Annotated in this window: 19 protein-coding genes; 7 read left to right on the top strand and 12 right to left on the bottom strand. The window is 39.9% G+C overall.

What is annotated here, in order from left to right; all coding sequences use genetic code 11:
• Positions 1 to 393: 393 nt before the first annotated feature.
• Together ACEW80_RS01385 and ACEW80_RS01380 are read left to right on the top strand one after the other, a co-directional pair.
• Positions 394 to 1,770, top strand: a complete 1,377-nt coding sequence (locus ACEW80_RS01385; protein WP_373524879.1) for an AAA family ATPase — start codon at positions 394 to 396, stop codon at positions 1,768 to 1,770.
• Positions 1,770 to 2,486 carry a chromosome partitioning protein ParB gene (locus ACEW80_RS01380; RefSeq protein ID WP_373524878.1) on the top strand — a complete coding sequence of 239 codons (717 nt, stop codon included), beginning with the start codon at positions 1,770 to 1,772 and terminating at the stop codon, positions 2,484 to 2,486. Before ACEW80_RS01385 ends, ACEW80_RS01380 begins: the two co-directional genes overlap by 1 nt.
• 86 nt (positions 2,487 to 2,572) lie before the next feature.
• On the opposite strand, the gene ACEW80_RS01375 is transcribed toward ACEW80_RS01380, so the two are convergent.
• Together ACEW80_RS01375 and ACEW80_RS01370 are read right to left on the bottom strand one after the other, a co-directional pair.
• The gene (locus ACEW80_RS01375; protein WP_373524877.1) at positions 2,573 to 3,520 is read right to left on the bottom strand and encodes a glycosyltransferase family 2 protein; all 948 of its coding nucleotides are present in this window, start codon (positions 3,518 to 3,520) and stop codon (positions 2,573 to 2,575) included.
• Between the two features lie 73 nt (positions 3,521 to 3,593).
• The gene (locus ACEW80_RS01370) at positions 3,594 to 4,613 is read right to left on the bottom strand and encodes an Npun_R2821/Npun_R2822 family protein (protein ID WP_373524876.1); all 1,020 of its coding nucleotides are present in this window, start codon (positions 4,611 to 4,613) and stop codon (positions 3,594 to 3,596) included.
• Between the two features lie 424 nt (positions 4,614 to 5,037).
• Between ACEW80_RS01370 and ACEW80_RS01365 the strand changes: the two genes are divergently transcribed.
• Positions 5,038 to 6,258, top strand: a complete 1,221-nt coding sequence (locus ACEW80_RS01365; protein ID WP_373524875.1) for a glycosyltransferase family 4 protein — start codon at positions 5,038 to 5,040, stop codon at positions 6,256 to 6,258.
• Positions 6,259 to 6,361: 103 nt separating this feature from the next.
• On the opposite strand, the gene ACEW80_RS01360 is transcribed toward ACEW80_RS01365, so the two are convergent.
• The 3 genes from ACEW80_RS01360 to ACEW80_RS01350 all read right to left on the bottom strand — a co-directional run bounded on the left by ACEW80_RS01360 (position 6,362) and on the right by ACEW80_RS01350 (position 7,576).
• On the bottom strand, positions 6,362 to 6,865 hold the full coding sequence (locus tag ACEW80_RS01360) for a hypothetical protein (RefSeq protein ID WP_373524874.1): 504 nt from the start codon (positions 6,863 to 6,865) through the stop codon (positions 6,362 to 6,364).
• Positions 6,866 to 6,938: 73 nt separating this feature from the next.
• Positions 6,939 to 7,127: a 30S ribosomal protein S21 gene (gene rpsU / locus ACEW80_RS01355; protein WP_373524873.1), complete on the bottom strand. Its 189-nt coding sequence runs from the start codon at positions 7,125 to 7,127 to the stop codon at positions 6,939 to 6,941.
• A 134-nt stretch (positions 7,128 to 7,261) separates the two neighbouring features.
• Positions 7,262 to 7,576: an RNA recognition motif domain-containing protein gene (locus tag ACEW80_RS01350; protein ID WP_373524872.1), complete on the bottom strand. Its 315-nt coding sequence runs from the start codon at positions 7,574 to 7,576 to the stop codon at positions 7,262 to 7,264.
• A gap of 576 nt (positions 7,577 to 8,152) precedes the next feature.
• On the opposite strand from ACEW80_RS01350, the gene ilvA reads away from it, so the two are divergent.
• Positions 8,153 to 9,664: a threonine ammonia-lyase, biosynthetic gene (gene ilvA / locus ACEW80_RS01345; protein WP_373524880.1), complete on the top strand. Its 1,512-nt coding sequence runs from the start codon at positions 8,153 to 8,155 to the stop codon at positions 9,662 to 9,664.
• A gap of 98 nt (positions 9,665 to 9,762) precedes the next feature.
• Here ilvA and ACEW80_RS01340 read toward each other — a convergent pair whose 3' ends face one another.
• The 5 genes from ACEW80_RS01340 to ACEW80_RS01320 form a co-directional block, all read right to left on the bottom strand.
• Positions 9,763 to 10,800, bottom strand: a complete 1,038-nt coding sequence (locus ACEW80_RS01340; RefSeq protein WP_373524871.1) for a hypothetical protein — start codon at positions 10,798 to 10,800, stop codon at positions 9,763 to 9,765.
• 10 nt (positions 10,801 to 10,810) lie between these two features.
• A complete protein-coding gene (locus tag ACEW80_RS01335; protein WP_373524870.1) occupies positions 10,811 to 11,056 on the bottom strand; it encodes a hypothetical protein in 246 nt (81 codons plus the stop codon).
• 384 nt (positions 11,057 to 11,440) lie between these two features.
• A complete protein-coding gene (locus ACEW80_RS01330; protein ID WP_373524869.1) occupies positions 11,441 to 12,067 on the bottom strand; it encodes a methyltransferase domain-containing protein in 627 nt (208 codons plus the stop codon).
• An 88-nt stretch (positions 12,068 to 12,155) separates the two neighbouring features.
• Positions 12,156 to 13,238 (bottom strand): class I fructose-bisphosphate aldolase, encoded by a 1,083-nt coding sequence (locus ACEW80_RS01325; RefSeq protein ID WP_373524868.1) that lies wholly within the window; start codon positions 13,236 to 13,238, stop codon positions 12,156 to 12,158.
• Positions 13,239 to 13,431: 193 nt separating this feature from the next.
• Positions 13,432 to 13,737: a hypothetical protein gene (locus ACEW80_RS01320; RefSeq protein WP_373524867.1), complete on the bottom strand. Its 306-nt coding sequence runs from the start codon at positions 13,735 to 13,737 to the stop codon at positions 13,432 to 13,434.
• An 89-nt stretch (positions 13,738 to 13,826) separates the two neighbouring features.
• Between ACEW80_RS01320 and ACEW80_RS01315 the strand changes: the two genes are divergently transcribed.
• The 3 genes from ACEW80_RS01315 (at position 13,827) to ACEW80_RS01305 (ending at position 14,987) form a co-directional block, all read left to right on the top strand.
• Positions 13,827 to 13,994 (top strand): plasmid partition protein ParG, encoded by a 168-nt coding sequence (locus ACEW80_RS01315; protein WP_373524866.1) that lies wholly within the window; start codon positions 13,827 to 13,829, stop codon positions 13,992 to 13,994.
• Positions 13,991 to 14,311: a hypothetical protein gene (locus ACEW80_RS01310; RefSeq protein ID WP_373524865.1), complete on the top strand. Its 321-nt coding sequence runs from the start codon at positions 13,991 to 13,993 to the stop codon at positions 14,309 to 14,311. The genes ACEW80_RS01315 and ACEW80_RS01310 overlap by 4 nt, the downstream gene beginning before the upstream one ends.
• Positions 14,312 to 14,672: 361 nt before the next feature.
• A complete protein-coding gene (locus ACEW80_RS01305) occupies positions 14,673 to 14,987 on the top strand; it encodes a transposase (RefSeq protein WP_373524864.1) in 315 nt (104 codons plus the stop codon).
• Positions 14,988 to 15,334: 347 nt separating this feature from the next.
• Here ACEW80_RS01305 and ACEW80_RS01300 read toward each other — a convergent pair whose 3' ends face one another.
• Both ACEW80_RS01300 and ACEW80_RS01295 read right to left on the bottom strand, forming a co-directional pair.
• Positions 15,335 to 15,700 (bottom strand): DUF1622 domain-containing protein, encoded by a 366-nt coding sequence (locus tag ACEW80_RS01300; protein ID WP_373524863.1) that lies wholly within the window; start codon positions 15,698 to 15,700, stop codon positions 15,335 to 15,337.
• A gap of 146 nt (positions 15,701 to 15,846) precedes the next feature.
• A partial coding sequence (locus tag ACEW80_RS01295) for a glycosyltransferase family 2 protein (RefSeq protein WP_373524862.1) occupies positions 15,847 to 16,856 on the bottom strand: 1,010 nt, incomplete at its 5' end.

Genomic DNA, 16,856 nt, shown 5'->3' with positions numbered 1-16,856 from the left:
GAATAAGTCTCCAGAGCGAATCTAGAAGCCACACAGCTTACAAAATAGTAGTTTCGTCGCTTAGTTTCCCAATTTGCCCGGCGCTCGCCGACGAAAGTGCAAGGTTTTTGAACCTCTGGATGCTATAGTCTTGCACTTGCTCGGTGAAAAAATGCTCAAAACCCTTACCTAGACTATGTTTCACTTTTGTTCAGCAAGCCCTATATAGCCTGTTAATTTTGAATATGGCTAGTTCTCATAAATAGTTATTTACCAGCAATAATACTAACTTTATGATGATTTTTACATTATTCTAAGTGATTTATATCACCTATAATAATTAAAGCTATGCCATAATTTAGCAAATATTAGGTTTTATTCAAAGTCCAATAATTATTTAGAGGTAGAAAAATATTGCTTTTTAATCCTGAGCTGTGCCGTAACGAAAGCGAAGTTGAAAGCAAACTCATAGTGCAATATTTGCTACCGCAGCTAGGTTATACTCCTAACACCTGGCATCAAGAAGTTGCCGTTGGTAGCATCCGCTTAGATTTTTTAGCATTTGCCGCACAAGTGCTTCCCTTTGTTTTAGATGCCAACTCACCGCTAAGTGTCGTCATGGAGGCAAAGCATCCCAAGCAAAACTTAAATAATCATGTCCCTCGACTCAGGCATTATTTAACCAGTTTGAATGTCAGGCATGGATTGCTGACTAACGGCAAAGAAATTAGAATTTATCAAAAATTCCAGACTGATATTCAGTTAATATTTCAATGCTCTGGAAAGGAAGTTGAGATAAACATAGATAAAATTAAAGATTTAATTGGTAGAGAGAGTCTGAAAGAAGGACAGTTTGTAGATAAACCAGAAGTTCAAATAGAAAATAATTTAAATTTTGAAACAAAGAGGCAACATTCAATGAAAACGATTGCAATCTACCACAATAAAGGCGGCGTTGGTAAGACTACTGTTGCAGTCAATCTGGCAGCAGCATTACGTAAAAAAGGTAAAAGTGTACTTTTGATTGATATAGACTCACAGGCAAATACTACTTTTGCTACAGGATTAATCAAATTTCAATTTGAAGAAGATGATAATTTAAGAGAGCGAAACGTATACCATTTATTAGAATCAGGAGATTTCAACTTTATTCCAGAAATAGTGCGTACATCTGATTATTTCAACAATCCAGAAATTGATGTTATTCCTTCACATATCACATTGATTGAATATCAGGATAAACTGAATAAAATATTAGCTAGTAGGAGCAGGCTAGTAACAAAACTAAAAAGGGTAGAAATTAACTATGATATTGTAATTATTGATACTCCTCCCTCCAGAGATTTGTATGCGGAAGTTGCACTGATTGCTACTGATTACCTGATAATTCCATCCGATTTGAAACCATTTGCTAACCAAGGTTTACCAACGGTGAAAAATTTTATTAATCAAATTAATGAATCGAGAGAAATTATGGGTAAACCGCCTATTAGTATAATGGGCGTTCTTGCTTCTAAAATCTCAACAAATGCTAAATTTTTACAATACAATTTCCGCAAACAAAGAGAAGTGATTTCAGAGCGCTATCAACTGCCACTCATGGAAGCTGTAATTTATGACAGAACAGCGTTATCAGAATGTATGAATCAGACTATCCCATTTGGAGATTTAGAATATCCTGACCCTAAATCTATTATGAAATTTGCCGAATTAAAAACTTCTGCTCAAATTTCTGCCGAAGAATTTAATGTATTAGCAGATGAAGTTATCCAAAAAATGGGGGTTTATTAATGATTAATTTCTCTTTGGTAGATGTAAAAAGTATTACTTCTAGTGAACCTCGATCAAATTTTTCAGAGGCTAATTTAGAAAACCTTGCAGATATAATTATAGAAAGTGGAGGAATTATCAGACCATTAGTTGTGAAAATGATAGGAGTTGAGAGCTATACGGTAGTTGATGGACATTTTGAATATTATGCTGCTGTCAGGGCACGAGAGAAAAATCCTCGGCAAGCTGAAATGGTTAATGCCTGTGTCATCGCCCCAAAATTAGAGGATTTAGTAGTAAAGCAAGTTGCAACTATCAAAGGAATTGATTCTTCTGGGAAACCAGTAACACCACAGACTGAAACAACAAAGTTAGAACCACGTCTGACAAATTTGGAATTACGTCTTGAGAAGCAATTCAATGAATTGAAGTCAGAATTTATACAAGAAAGACAGAGAATAGATAGTCAGTTCAAGCAACTTGAAAACCTTATTCCTCAGAAGGTTGAACATAGTAATCCACTCAGTTTATTGAACTCTTTGGATAAAGACGAGTTATCTATAAAGTTACAACGCGCTAGAATTCCTGGGGCGGAAAAACTTGCCAAAGCTATAGAAGATGCTCGACATAAGAAGCCAAAGCAAGAATTTGAAGATTACCGTGATGTAGTAAAATCTGTTAAAGACTTAGGTGAAAAAAGAATTTTGACTATTATTGATCAATGGTCAAGAAGTTAGTAATTAGTAAAATAAGTTCTTCGCGGTGTAAAAACTTTAGATAATTTTCTTTGCGCCTTTGCGCCTTTGCGTGAGACATTTCCACATTAACCCCGCACCTGTCGCAGGGCATTAAACGCCTTACCTCGCAACCCAACTGGTAACAAAGATAACCCTAAACCAGTCCAAGCTTTAGGAGTCGAAAAAGACTTTCCCGCCAAAACTAGCTCTCTACCTTTTTGCGTTTCACCCTTTTCTATTAAACGCAAACCTAATAATAATTGCGTTTCAGTTAGACGATTTTTTCTGATTGCCTCTATTTTCTCAGACTCAAACTTATAATTTTCTAAATACCGCATTTTATCAAATAAATAAGGAATGGCTCGATTAATACCTTGCTGCTCTGCATGGTTGCGATATTCCATCAATAATTCTGGTAAATAATAGCCCTTTTTTCCAGCCAAAGCTAGACGCACAAATAAATCATTATCCTCACAATTTTGCAGATTTGGCTGCATATATCCTAGTTCTTGCAATGTTTTACGGCGAAATAATGTCGCCCCAACTTGAAAGCTTTGCTGAACAAATACAACTTCCAACAAATTATCTACAACACCTGCTGGTAAATTCTTCCTACCCCAGCGATGAGTATTTTCTTGAGTTTTTGCCTCATCCCGCACATTATCAATATCAATTATCCAATGGTCTGTACCAACAAAATCAATGCTAGAATCTTGAGTAAGAATAGCTGCGGTACTTGCGAGAAAATCGGGTGTTAGCCGATCATCATCATCAAATTTAATAAAATATTCACCAATAGCAGCATCAAAGCCCGATCGCATATTATTACTTTTACCAATATTATGCAGATGACGGATGTATTTAATCCGGTTGTCTGTGTACTTTGATATTAACTCAGGGGTGCGATCGCTAGAGCCGTCATCACAGACAATTAGCTCAAAGTCTTGCTCAGACTGATTGAGTACACTGTCAATGGCATAAGGCAGTAGATGAACACGATTAAAAGTAGGAATGCAAACAGTAATTTTGGGCATACTATATACAATTAACTAAGGAATATTGAAAACCTTAAAGTGATATTAACTAACTTTCACCATAGTCTTAAAGTTAGGATAAAATTCTTTGAAGTTTTTTCCGAGATTTTTGAAGTAAACGATTCATTTGTGACATCACACTAGGGAGTTTTAACTGTTTTGGTTTTCGTTCTGGCTCTTTGAGAAATCGATAGTATAAAAATTCATCTCTATAATCAATATTGACATCTTCCCCTTGACATAAGCGAGTAAAATCACGAGCAGAATAGCTCATATAGTGAATGCGATGAATGGGTTTTAAGCCATCTTGATTGTAAAGAACATTATTAATATTCACAAAGGGGTCTGCATTGGCACAGTTGCCTGTTCTATCTTCAAGATTAGGACTGAGGGTAAAGTTAAATATAGAGGGATCACCGAATAAAGTTACATAACTGAATAAACCAGAACTAGACCACCATGAATTGTTCCGAATCCATTCAAATTTGCCTTGTTCTATCCATTGCTCTTTGAGAATATCTAAATCTTTGCCACCAAAAAGTAACCGTTTAGAACCAAAAAAGCTATCACAATGGATTTTAGGACGCAAATCAGCCTCCGTTAGCTGCATTACACTCTCAATGACATCAAGGTTTAATTGTGTTTTTTCTCTAGGTTTAGCATGTTCCCAATCATTAAATACTAGATCATAAATATCCAGCTTTTCAAATATGTCATCAATTGGTTTCATGGCTAAACTATCAGCATCATAAAACACAAATCTGTCAAACTCGCCATTAAAAGCAGCAAATTTTCTATGTACAGAGCCTTTATACCATGCTGGACGAGTTAATTTAGATTCATTTGCCCTTGGATGAGTATCCCAAAGCTGATTTACAAAATTATCCCAGCGATGAATTGCTTCCCAATCTTCAAAAAGTGTGACATTTTTTCTAGACTTTAATTCTTGCTTAACCAGGTCTAATTGGTGATTATAAGGAATCACATAAACAGGAATATCTTCTCCAACATTGACTTCAATACTGTTTAGCAAAGCTACTAATTGATCATATACAGCATCATTAGCAAGCGTATAAATACCAAATGATTTCATCTAGCTAAATCCTCCTTAACTGAAAGACAATTTAGTGACACTTACATACTGCCTTACATTTTCTTGTAAAAACAATAGCTTGTGCGGAACTATACAGTAAAGTTAACACCGCAGTCACTCAATGGGCAACTAATACCGTTTGTAATGACGCTCTCTAGGAGACAGTGCGCGTGGCTTGCTTCCCCGTAGGAGTAAGGTAATTCATATAACGCAAGCCTTTCATGCTTACTGAGCTTGACTTGGCGCAGCCTCTCGTAGAAAAGTATTAATTTAAAATTTGTGGTTACTCAAGCCATGCTGTACTAGCTTTTTGTTTGCTTTGATTTATGAGGATTTTACAAATAAAATATTAAGGGATACTTATGATGACATATAACTTGGAATGAGGTCATGGTGTATGTGTCACATTTAATTCATTACTTGTATGAACATCTTAATGCTATCTTCCACCTTTCCCTACCCGCCAACGCGCGGGGGAACCCAAGTAAGGACATTTAATTTACTTAAGTACCTAAGTCAACGTCATAGTGTTACCCTCGTGGCCCAACGCGATGGCGATGTTACAGACACAGAAGTAGCAGAATTACGCGATTGTGTGGATCATCTAGCAGTTTTTGAACGTCCGCCAGATTCTGGAAGCAGCGCCGGAATATTAAAGAAAATACAGCGTTTTGGTATATTTTTGCAACAGGGTACACCGCCAAGTGTACTCAACCGCTACTCAGTTGAGATGCAAACGTGGGTTAATAACTGGGTAGAAGCAGGGAAATGTGATGTGATTACTTGCGAACATAGCGTCAATGAAATTTATGTGCAATCGCATTTTCAGAAACAGTTAAAAACCATAGTTAATGTTCATAGTTCTGTTTACGCTACTTGTCGTAACCAACTAGCAACAGGAATTTCTGAAAATTCCATTAGAGACAAAATTAATTTACCACTTTTGCGCCGTTATGAGCAAAACTACTGTGCTAAATTTTCGGCAATTGTAGTGACAACCGAAGAAGATAAAATCCAACTACAAGAATTTAACCCCAAAAGTGAAATTACAGTTATTTCAAATGGCGTAGATTTAGTTTCTTTCCCCAACCGTACCACCGATCCAGAAGGACATCGCTTAATTTTTATTGGTGCAATGGATAATTTAGCAAATATTGATGCTGTCTGCTTTTTCAGCAACGAAGTCTTGCCAGAAATCCAAAAACTTTATCCTGATACAACTTTCGATGTTGTTGGTTCTCGCCCGACATCAGAAGTTTTAGCACTTGATAAAAAACCAGGAATTAATGTAACTGGGCGTGTGCTTTCGATGGTAGAATATTTACATAAAGCAACCATCTGTGTCGTACCCATGCGAACTGGGTTTGGCATTAAAAATAAAACTCTAGAGGCGATGGCAGCTGGTATACCTGTGGTGGGAAGCGATCGCGGTTTAGAAGGATTAAGCGTAGATGGTGCTAGCATATCATTACGGGCATTACGAGCGAATAAACCGACGGAGTACGTTACTGCAATTAGTCAACTATTTGATCATCCACATCTGCGTTCCGAATTGTCTGACAACGGCAGACAACTTGTAGAAACAGTATTTACCTGGGATATTGCTGGTAAAAGCTATGAACAAGTTTGTCTTGGGAGAGAGTAATAAACAATTCAAAATTCAAAACCCATTAATTTTGTTGTTAGGCGAAGTCAGCCAAGGGCATATATTTTTGGTTGGGTGCTAAAAGCATCTTAAGCACCAACCATTAAGATATTGTCGAATTTGCAAGCAGCCAAGCTTTCTGCGTCCATGCGTTCTTAAAAAAGCCAACCACTGGCACTTGTAATTCAAATGAATGGGGTGGTGACTGTAGCAACAAGGGCGAACCTTTGTCATGGGCTTCAACTAAGCTAACTATCCAGGGTAGAAAGTCTAAAATTTCTTTTGGCAATACAGTTAACTCAAAGTCCCACACCAAATTAAGACCTTGGCATACTTGTCCCTTTTTTGACATTATGATTCTACCAGCACTCTTATTGATGGCCAGTCGAAGAATGAATGGGCGGAATGGAACAAATTCGTCAGGGGCTGTGTAAGCGTAAACATTTACATAGTTTAGTCGCTGCCTATGATCCATCCAAGATGCGATCGGGGAATTACTACTATATGATGTACCAGTTATCATCACCGGCATATTCATTGCAGCAGCAAAGTCAGAGTAGAACTCACGCCTTAATTCGTTAACAATATTTTTGGCTTCTGGATTCATAGTTGCTACATCTGTTCAGAAAACGATACCTACGGTAAGCTACGCTAACACATGGCTTTATAAGAGACAATTATTAACTACGGAAACTTCTCTTACGTTGTTTGTGCTTGGCGATCGCTTTGCGTTTACGCTTTTGTATGGGTGTTTCAAAGTGACGATTCTTCTTGATATCTGGAAAAATTCCCGCCTTGGATACTTCTCGCTTAAATCGACGTAAGGCTGATTCAATCCCTTCATTTTCGCCTAAGATTATTTGGGTCATATCTATATTCCTACTAAATTGACTTAAACTTGTGGTTGCATAATTATAAACACTCCAGTCAAGTTGAGCGCAAAAAAAAAGCAGACGCCTTGTCTGCCCTCAAGACCTTAGAGTTAAATTCTCGGTTCTAGACCTTAATAGCGTCGAGAATATCCTCCTCCACTTTCATTGCTATTTCCCCGTCTATCACCAGAGGAACCGCCGTCTATCTTGGGTTTAGCTTTGTTAACTTTTAAGCTCCGACCCATCCACTCAGCGTTATCAAGAGCCTCAATCGCTGCTGTTTCTTCAGCGTCTGATTCCATTTCTACAAAGCCGAAACCTCTTACCCAACCTGTTTCTCGGTCGATAGGCAATTGAACATTTTTTACAGTTCTGTATTCTGCAAAAACTTGCCTGAGGTCATCTTCTTTAACCTCATAAGATAGGTTCCGCACGTAAATTGACATAGGATGTCTCCAGAATCAGGTGGTGTAGAGATTTATATCCGCAGAGGTCTGTAATACAAGTATATATAAGAACAAACTGCACAGCCGAATTGAATCTTCCATGCAAATTTTAACATAAATTCAGAGGTTATGTTCGTTAGCAACACTATGCTTGTTTGTTGAACGAAATACAAAGGATAGTTAGCAAAACTTGTCTAAAACCAACTTTACGAGCGATCGCTACGAAGACTTACAGTAAATCAAGAGTTTAAAACCAGGAGTGTTTTGTCTGTGTTACAGGAACTTCTAAAAAAAGCAAGAGCGAGCGGAAAGTTTTAAGTATCAATTAAAACTTGAGTTGTCTGTTTATAGCCACACTCAAATAACAATATTTGTGTTGACAGAAAGTGCACCAGACACTCACGATCCTTGATCCAATTCCAGGCTTTTTGAAGCAAAGATTATCCTGATTTTTGTAAGAGTCTCCAGTCCCCAGTTCAAACTTTTCCAGTTGATGATTTTCTATATGTGAAAATTCAGGTACAGATGTAACGTAAAATTAATTTGCATCTGGCATTTGCTAACCCCTTGACGCCCATGTATTGCGACTACCTCATCCAAATCCTGACTGCCCGTGTGTACGATGTTGCCCAGGAAACGCCATTGGAATTTGCGCCAAATTTGTCCGCACGGTTGAATAATCAACTCCTCCTGAAACGTGAGGATATGCAGTCAGTATTTTCCTTTAAACTGCGGGGAGCTTACAATAAGATGGTGCAACTGCCACCAGATATATTAGCACAGGGTGTAATCGCAGCGTCTGCGGGGAACCATGCTCAGGGGGTTGCCCTTGCAGCTCAACGCTTGGGAACCAGAGCGATTATCGTTATGCCAATAACCACGCCCCAAGTCAAAGTAGACGCAGTTAGAATGAGGGGCGGAGCAGTCGTGTTACATGGAAACACCTACGATGATGCTTATAGCTATGCCCGTGAATTAGAAGTAGAAAAAGGGTTGACCTTTATTCATCCCTTCGATGATCCCTATGTAATTGCTGGACAGGGAACGATTGGCATGGAACTTCTCCGGCAATATCAGCAACCCATCCATGCGATTTTTGTAGCAATTGGAGGAGGCGGATTAATTTCTGGGATTGGAGCTTATGTGAAACGGTTGCGTCCCGAAATTAAAATTATTGGTGTTGAGCCAGTAGATGCTGATGCTATGTATCAATCGTTAAAAGCCGGACATCGGGTGCGCTTGTCTCAAGTGGGGTTATTTGCTGATGGTGTAGCGGTGCGGGAAGTAGGTAAAGAAACCTTCCGTTTGTGTCAGCAGTATGTAGATGAAATTATTCTGGTGGATACAGACGATACTTGCGCTGCGATTAAAGACGTGTTTGAGGATACGCGCTCCATTTTAGAACCAGCAGGTGCATTAGCGATCGCAGCGGCCAAAGCTTATGTAGAACGAGAACAAATCGAGGGACAAACCTTAATTGCTGTGGCCTGCGGTGCAAACATGAACTTTGATCGCCTCCGCTTTGTAGCAGAACGAGCAGAGTTGGGCGAACGCCGCGAAGCGATATTTGCAGTCACAATTCCCGAAGAACGGGGTAGCCTCCGCCAGTTTTGTGAATGTATTGGCGAACGTAATCTTACCGAGTTTAATTATCGCATTGCCGATGAAAAAACAGCCCATATTTTTGTCGGTGTGCAAATTCAAAACCGTGCCGATGCTGCAAAGATGGTAGAAACCTTTGAAGCTCATGGATTTAAAACTCTTGATTTAACGGATGACGAGCTAACCAAATTACATCTACGGCACATGGTGGGTGGGCGCTCTTCCCTTGCCCACAATGAATTGCTCTACCGTTTTGAGTTTCCCGAACGTCCCGGCGCATTGATGAAGTTTGTAGCTTCCATGAGTCCCGACTGGAATATAAGTCTCTTTCACTACCGCAACAACGGTGCAGACTACGGGCGAATCGTTGTCGGCATTCAAGTTGCTCCCCACGAGATGCAAGAGTGGCAAGGTTTTCTCGATGCTCTTGGCTATCGCTATTGGGATGAAAACAAGAATCCGGCATACAAGCTGTTTTTGGGATAAGTGGGGATTGAAGAAGGGAATAGGGAATAGGGAATAGGTGACAGGGTATAAATTATTTCTTATCACCTGTCACCTGTCACTTAATCCCAATGCCCAATTCAGTGAGAACTACCCTTCAATATCAGATTCGAGTCCCAGGTATAGAAGCCGATTTGGTCAGGAACCCTAGAAAATCTCCCTGTACGATGGCCTCTAGATAATTCATTCAGCACCTTATTTTTGATTTCTCTAACTTGTTGAGAATCTAGTTCTCCATAAATTCCGGCGATTACCTCAGCGACGCTAAAAACTTTACCTGAATTTTGTTCTAAAAGAGAGGTGAGGGCATCAATCAAGAATTGACCCTCAAAGAATTTGAGCATCGGTACTGTTTTTGTCGGGAGTACAAAAGGTTTCTTCTTTTTACTTCTGATGCTCTTAGAAGCATTATTGCTATTGGTTACGGCTACCAAACTTAAATCCAGAGTATAACAACCTGGCTCTTCGAGAATATTTACCCAGTAATTCCTTTCTTTGCCTTGGGTGAGGGAAGATTGAACCCTACTTTTAACTACTTTGAAGAGATTGGAATCTAACTCTCCATAAAGCGATCGCACAATGAAATCAATATGACACATAGTGCCTATCTGCTCTTGCAATAGCTGTTTTATGGCTTCCATTCGAGAAAGAGCTTGATATTGGGGTAGCATCGGGATTTCTGCCACCCTCGTTGAACTATTATCGTTCTCTGAGAATGTCTCTATATCTAGGAATGTAGTTGAAAGTTGACTCTCTTTTGTATCAATAGCAGCAGAAAAAGAATTATCTATCTCAACTTTGTCTGGGTCTGTGAGTTCCGATCCTAGAGACTTCACTAAGTTGATTTCGTCAATGTGATCACGGGCTGATAAAAACCTCAAAGAGCTTTCTTGGGAAACATTTGGGTTTTCATCAGTCGGCGTTAGTCTTGATGTCTGCTTGTTGACATCTGAAAAAGACCAGTTAGACAACAACGCTTCTACATGATCGAGTTGCGATCGCGCCTGCACGAATAGGCGTTCGTACTCTTCTGTGAGGCGAGCATAATAGTCTCGTAGTTCCATCAGTGGCGAGAGAAAAGTACCCGGAGGTGGTTGTAATTGTTCTTTTGGAGTCATAAGGCTGCAATTAATTTAAATTGATATCACTTTGATAAGACATTGCTCTGGGTTTTGCTTTGTCAGATGTCGGCTGAGATTTCCTAGACGCTTGAGGAGGGCGACATCTCTCGCAATATAAGGGTCGAGGTCCGAAAGTCTCGCGTTTCGTAGCTTCGTTGCACTCTTTACAGACAAAGTTGAAAACACGAGTGTGAATCTGTCTTTTATGCGCTCTGACAGTATATTCTCTAACATCAATGAGTTTACTTGCCATAATCAGGAATTTTGAATTGCTGTCTGATCAATGTTCTATCAATATAGCTATTCAAGCAAATGAAACTGCATCAGTGTGTGTTTATGTAGAAGTTTTATTCTAATCTGTCAGTTTTACCAACCACAAGTGCAGATGTTGCTTGGCAGCATTCGTAAGAGGTAGCCATTAACTATCCTCTCAAGATATAGTTGGTGACGAGCAAACACTATCACCATTCCTATAGTGCTTGATTAGCCAATCCCTAAATCTGTACCACTACCAGAGCCAGAGCTACCATTACCTGTTAGGATTGCACTACCACCACCGCCGTCAGAATTGTTGCTCCTCAAAGCCTCAACAGCAGCCATTAACGGTAACTCAATATTCTGGGCTCTTAACTTGATATTAGTCCTGTAGACTGGCTGTAGCTGCCATCAGCCCCCAGAAAACACCAAAACGAACTTTAGTCGCACGAGAAACTGCAAAGTTAGCGGATGTGAGTAAGCCGTGAAATTCATTTTGGGTGTAACACTGCTGGTATGCTGGATCAAAAATCTTCAGTGTTATGTCAAGAACTTTGCAAAATAAATAATCTTTACACCAATCTATAATTACAACTTTGCCATCAGGCTTTAGAACACGCTTCATTTCTATTAATGCTGCTAATGGATCATCAAAGTAATGGAATGAATTAGCAGACACAATCACATCAAAGCTATTGTTATCAAATGGCAACGCCGATGCACTAGCTGTATAAAATAAAACTTGAGTATAAACGCTACATTTCTGTTTAGCGATCGCCAGCATTTTATCTGAAATATCTACTCCGACAATGCTTTGCGTTGAATTCTCAGTTAGCAGCAGCCTTTCAAATTCACCTGTTCCGCAAGCAACATCGAGTACAATATCCAGTGGTGATATCTCTGCCCAGGTTTTAAGAAAAGAGAGTGTATCCGCGATATAGCTTTTCCAGCGTTGATCGTACACAGATGCTAGATGGTCGTACTGTTTGCGAACGGTGGTTTCGATCATGCTGGTTCTCGTAATTATCAGAATTGGGCATGGGGCATTGGGCATGGGGCATTAGAAAACTCTTCCCCACTCCCTTCTCCCCACTCCCTTAAGCTATGGTCACATCTGGCGACAAGTAAACATCCTGAATGGTGTGAAATAGCTTTACACCTTCCTCAAAAGGACGCTGGAAGGTCTTTCGCCCAGAAATTAATCCTGTGCCGCCAGCCCGTTTGTTAATTACAGCGGTGCGAACTGCTTCTGCAAAGTCATTTTTACCAGTCGCCCCACCAGAATTAATCAGCCCCACACGCCCAGAGTAGCAATTCAGTACTTGGTAACGAGTTAAATCAATTGGGTGGTCAGTTGTCAATTCTGTGTAAACGCGCTCATCGGTTTTGCCGTAATTCTTACCAGTGGCTTTGACAACTGCACCGTAACCATTGTTATTTTCGGGTAACTTTTGTTTAATAATATCGGCTTCAATGGTAACGCCCAAATGATTCGCCTGTCCGGTGAGATCAGCAGCAAGATGGTAATCTTTATCTTGTTTAAAAGCGTTGTTCCGCAGATAACACCAGAGAATTGTTACCATACCCAGTTCATGGGCGCGTTTAAAAGCTTGGCTGATTTCCTGAATTTGTCTGGTAGACTGGTCTGAACCAAAGTAAATTGTCGCACCCACCGCCGCCGCCCCCAAATTCCAAGCTTGTTCGACATCAGCAAACAATACCTGGTCAAATTGATTAGGGAAAGTCAACAATTCGTTATGATTTATTTTGACAATAAAGGGAATTTTGTGGGCATATTTCCGTGATACGATACCTAATGCTCCCAAAGTGGTAGCAACAGCATTGCAACCTGCGGCGATCGCTAATCTCACAATATTTTCTGGGTCAAAGTAAATCGGATTGGGTGCAAAAGACGCACCTGCCGAATGTTCGATCCCTTGGTCTACCGGTAGAATAGACAAATAGCCTGTGTTTGCCAAACGACCAGTAGAATAAAGTAGCTGGAGATTACGCAATACTTGAGGGTTGCGATCGCTCTTTAGCCAGATTCGATCTACAAAGTCTGGGCCTGGTAAATGTAACAAATCCTGAGAAACTTTTGCTTTATGGGTAAGCAGGTCTTCTGCCTCTTTACCTAGCAATGACTCGATATAATTAGCTTCTATGAGCGTTGTCGTCATAGTATTTTCCTCAACAATTGAGCAAATGACTTTGCCTTTAAGATAACATTTATAATATTTCTAACCTGGTTGTGCGGTAGGGCAAACGCATCTAAATATTAAAGATAGATAATCAAAGTGGGATTCCCCAACACTCCACCACACGGTACTTTCAGAGAATTTGTTATTTATTTGTGTAATTAATTCTGTACGGTTACTTACCATCGGCTCTAAATTCTGATTCTGGTAGCCAGTGCCAAGCATCTAAAATTCGATTTGCATACTTGAAAACTGTTCGTTCTGTTGTTCCTAGCAGTTCGGCTAGTTTCTTGGCGGTTAGTGGTGAATGGTCGATGGTGAATGGTGTTCGGTCGGTGTCTGGTTCGGTGAATGGGCAGTCTATAACTTCAATTTCTTGGTACATAAGCGTTTTAGCTGTTTTCAGTGTCCAGTGATGTTGTTCACTGAACCCACTATAGCAACCATAGCAACCAGTGGATATAGTGGAGTTGCTTGACATAGTTATATTTATATGCTCATAGGATAAGATTGCCGTATAGGTCAAGTAGTTACTCTACTGGACATAGTGGATACACTGGAGATATATTAATGGGTAAAAAAGATATGGCAGAAATTAGGGTATTTGTCCCTCCTGAGTTGCGCCAAAGGTTCAAAGGCAAGTGTGTCACTCAAGGTAAAACCATGAGTGATGTTATAGCGGCTTTTATGGAAAACTATGCAAAAGATGATTCCAAGGAAGGCAAGGAAGCATCATGACAGAAGCACAAATCCAAGATATTTACTCACGCTTAGATAGCCTTACAACTGAGGTCAATTCTCTCAAAACACAAATTGGCGTAGTAGGTACAACACAATATGCAGTAGTACAAATTCTTGATCGACTAGAGCGAATTGAAGAAACTACTAACAATAACTTTGCCCAAGTCACCCAAAGATTTGAGCGCATAGAAGGGCGATTAGAGCGATTCGAGGCAAACACAAACAGAACCTTAGCTAGTCACACAGTACTTTTAGAAGAAGTTTTGCAGATACTGCGCGATCGCAATGGTGGGAGTGGCTTAACCTATTCTTAACCAATTACTCCACTTTTCCACTTGACCTTGATTATGCAAGTGCGATCGCTTTAATCTTAAGCAGTAATCAGCAAAAAAAATGCCAGTCACAAAGCCCCTAGATTTTTGAGTGCGATCGCGGATTAATCCACATAAGCACAAAGAAACGTCTGATAAACGTTTCGCCCCAAGACTATGCCAACCAGCAAGTCAGTTATATATTTATCTATTTCCAGCTTACCGATTAACCTGTTAAATCGCAAAAATTAAAAAGCTAAAGGCTGTCCACCACTACACCCGGATTTCTCACGAAATCGGAAGAAAGCGGAGTTAAAAAACTGCTAGAATGTATATACAGCAAGTCTTTTAGTAATTATAAACCATGACTCAACCCGCAACGCGATCGCTCCCAAAACACTTCAAATTTGAACAGCCAAAGTCACCCCCAGTCGTAGTTAATTTCAAAGGGGGACAGGTAACATCCGATGCTGGTTTAAGCTTAATTGCGGAACTAGACCGAAAACTGCAAATAACATCACAGTTAGCAAGATGTTTCCAAGATTACCGTTCGTCAAATAGAATTGACCATTCGATAGAAAACTTAATTGCACAACGGATATATGGCTTAGTCATGGGATACGAAGATTTGAACGACGATGAAGAATTGCGTCATGATCCAATGTTTGCTCTAGCATGACAAAAAAGGGAAATCTTTATGATGAGGTAGAAAAACTATTTAAGTCAGGGATAAATACAGGTTTTGAGGGGATTGAGCATAGCGCATATAAAACAGCGCAAACCTCTCGCGTCACGGTTTCCGTGCGGGAGAGTTTGCAAGACAGATGAAATAGGGCATTATTTTATTTATTTTATTTATCATCCCATCAACTTTTACAATTATCTATGTCATTTTGAAATCTCTCTTAGTTTTTATTAGTAAATAAGGTGCGTTTCCCCTGGGTTGTGCGGACATTAACAAAAGGAAACCTTCTTACAGTGCTGGTTCACCAGTCTCACAGAATTCTGACTCCTGAATTCTATTTTTTAAAAAGATTCATCCTTGACATGGTTCTTTTTATTCTTTGCTTGCTCAATTTCCTTTGCCAAAAAGAAATTCAGAATTGTTCGTAGGGCAATGATAGCAGCTAGTTTACCAATTTCGTCCCAAGTTGGAGCGATCGTGCTACGTAAAATGTCAGCAGCCAATGCAAACTCAAGGGCAAGAACTAGCCACATACCCAACGTCAGCCGAATTTCCTCTTTAGCCTCGTTCAGCTTTTTACGGCGGCAGAAGAAAAAAACCAGGATCTTAACTGTGGCTTCTAAGACAGCGATACCAATGATAATGCCAGTGAAGATATCAACTGCTGTAGCAAGTACAGTCGTCGAATTCGTGACGAAAGCTTCCATATAGTTTATTTCACGGGTTCAAACAGTCAAAGCCTACACGCAAAATATTGGCGATACTTGGCGTTGTTATAAGGATAGAGGAAATGGTAAATTATACCTATCACCTATTTCTTCTACACCTCAGTTTCAATTTGACAATGAAGACCCTACTTGTCTAAGTTTTGAGTAGTAGCATCTTCTAAATTATTTAGTTTGTCAGAATTGTTTGTTGAGTTAGAGGATTTGTCATAAAAACCACCTACCTCTGCTAAAGTATAGAGGGGTCTGGCTTTAACTTCTTCGTAGATGCGCCCCACATATTCGCCTAAGATACCAACACTGACTAACTGCACAGATCCGAGAAAGAAAATTGACATCAAAATAATCGTAAACCCGGTTAAAGGCGAATGGGGGAGAAAAAGACGCCAATACAAGACTAATAAAGCCATGATGATTGCTGCCGCCGCTGCTATTAACCCTAAGTAGGTTGATAACCGCAGTGGCACTTTTGAAAAGGAGACTAGACCATTGATGGCAAGCGCCAAGGATTTGCTAAAAGTGTATTTAACTTCCCCAGCAAAGCGAGATCTGCGCTCGAACTGAATTGCTGTTTGCTGAAAGCCAACCCAAGAACGCAAACCACGAATATAGCGGGCACGTTCTGGCATAGAATTAAGAATATCTACGATCTGCCGATCCATTAAACAAAAATCACCAGTATCAGTAGGAATGTCTACATCTGCAAGTTTCTTGAGGACGCGATAAAAAAAGTAGGCAGTAAAACGCTTAAACCATCCTTCCTTGAGGCGTTGAGTGCGTTGAGCGTAGACGACCTGATAGCCCTGTCGCCATTTTTCAACCATGTCGGGAATTAGTTCTGGGGGATCTTGTAAGTCAGCATCAAGGATGACGATAACTTGACCCCGGACAAAATTGAGACCAGCAGTAACTGCAATTTGATGCCCAAAGTTACGAGCAAAGCTTAGGTAGCAAATGCGTGGGTCTTTTTGATGGAGGTCTCGTAGGAGTTGGAGGGAGCGATCGCGGCTACCATCGTTGATTAAAACTAATTCTACAAGGCCATCCATCCGGTTCATTACTGCACTCACTCTGCGGTACAATTCTGGAATAATTTCTTCCTCGTTATAGATGGGAATAATAAATGAATACTTTGGTA

Source organism: Nostoc sp. (assembly GCF_041747015.1).
GTDB lineage: Bacteria > Cyanobacteriota > Cyanobacteriia > Cyanobacteriales > Nostocaceae > Nostoc.
The sequence above is the reverse complement of the archived record's forward strand: the minus strand, read 5'-3'. Positions and strand labels throughout refer to the sequence as shown.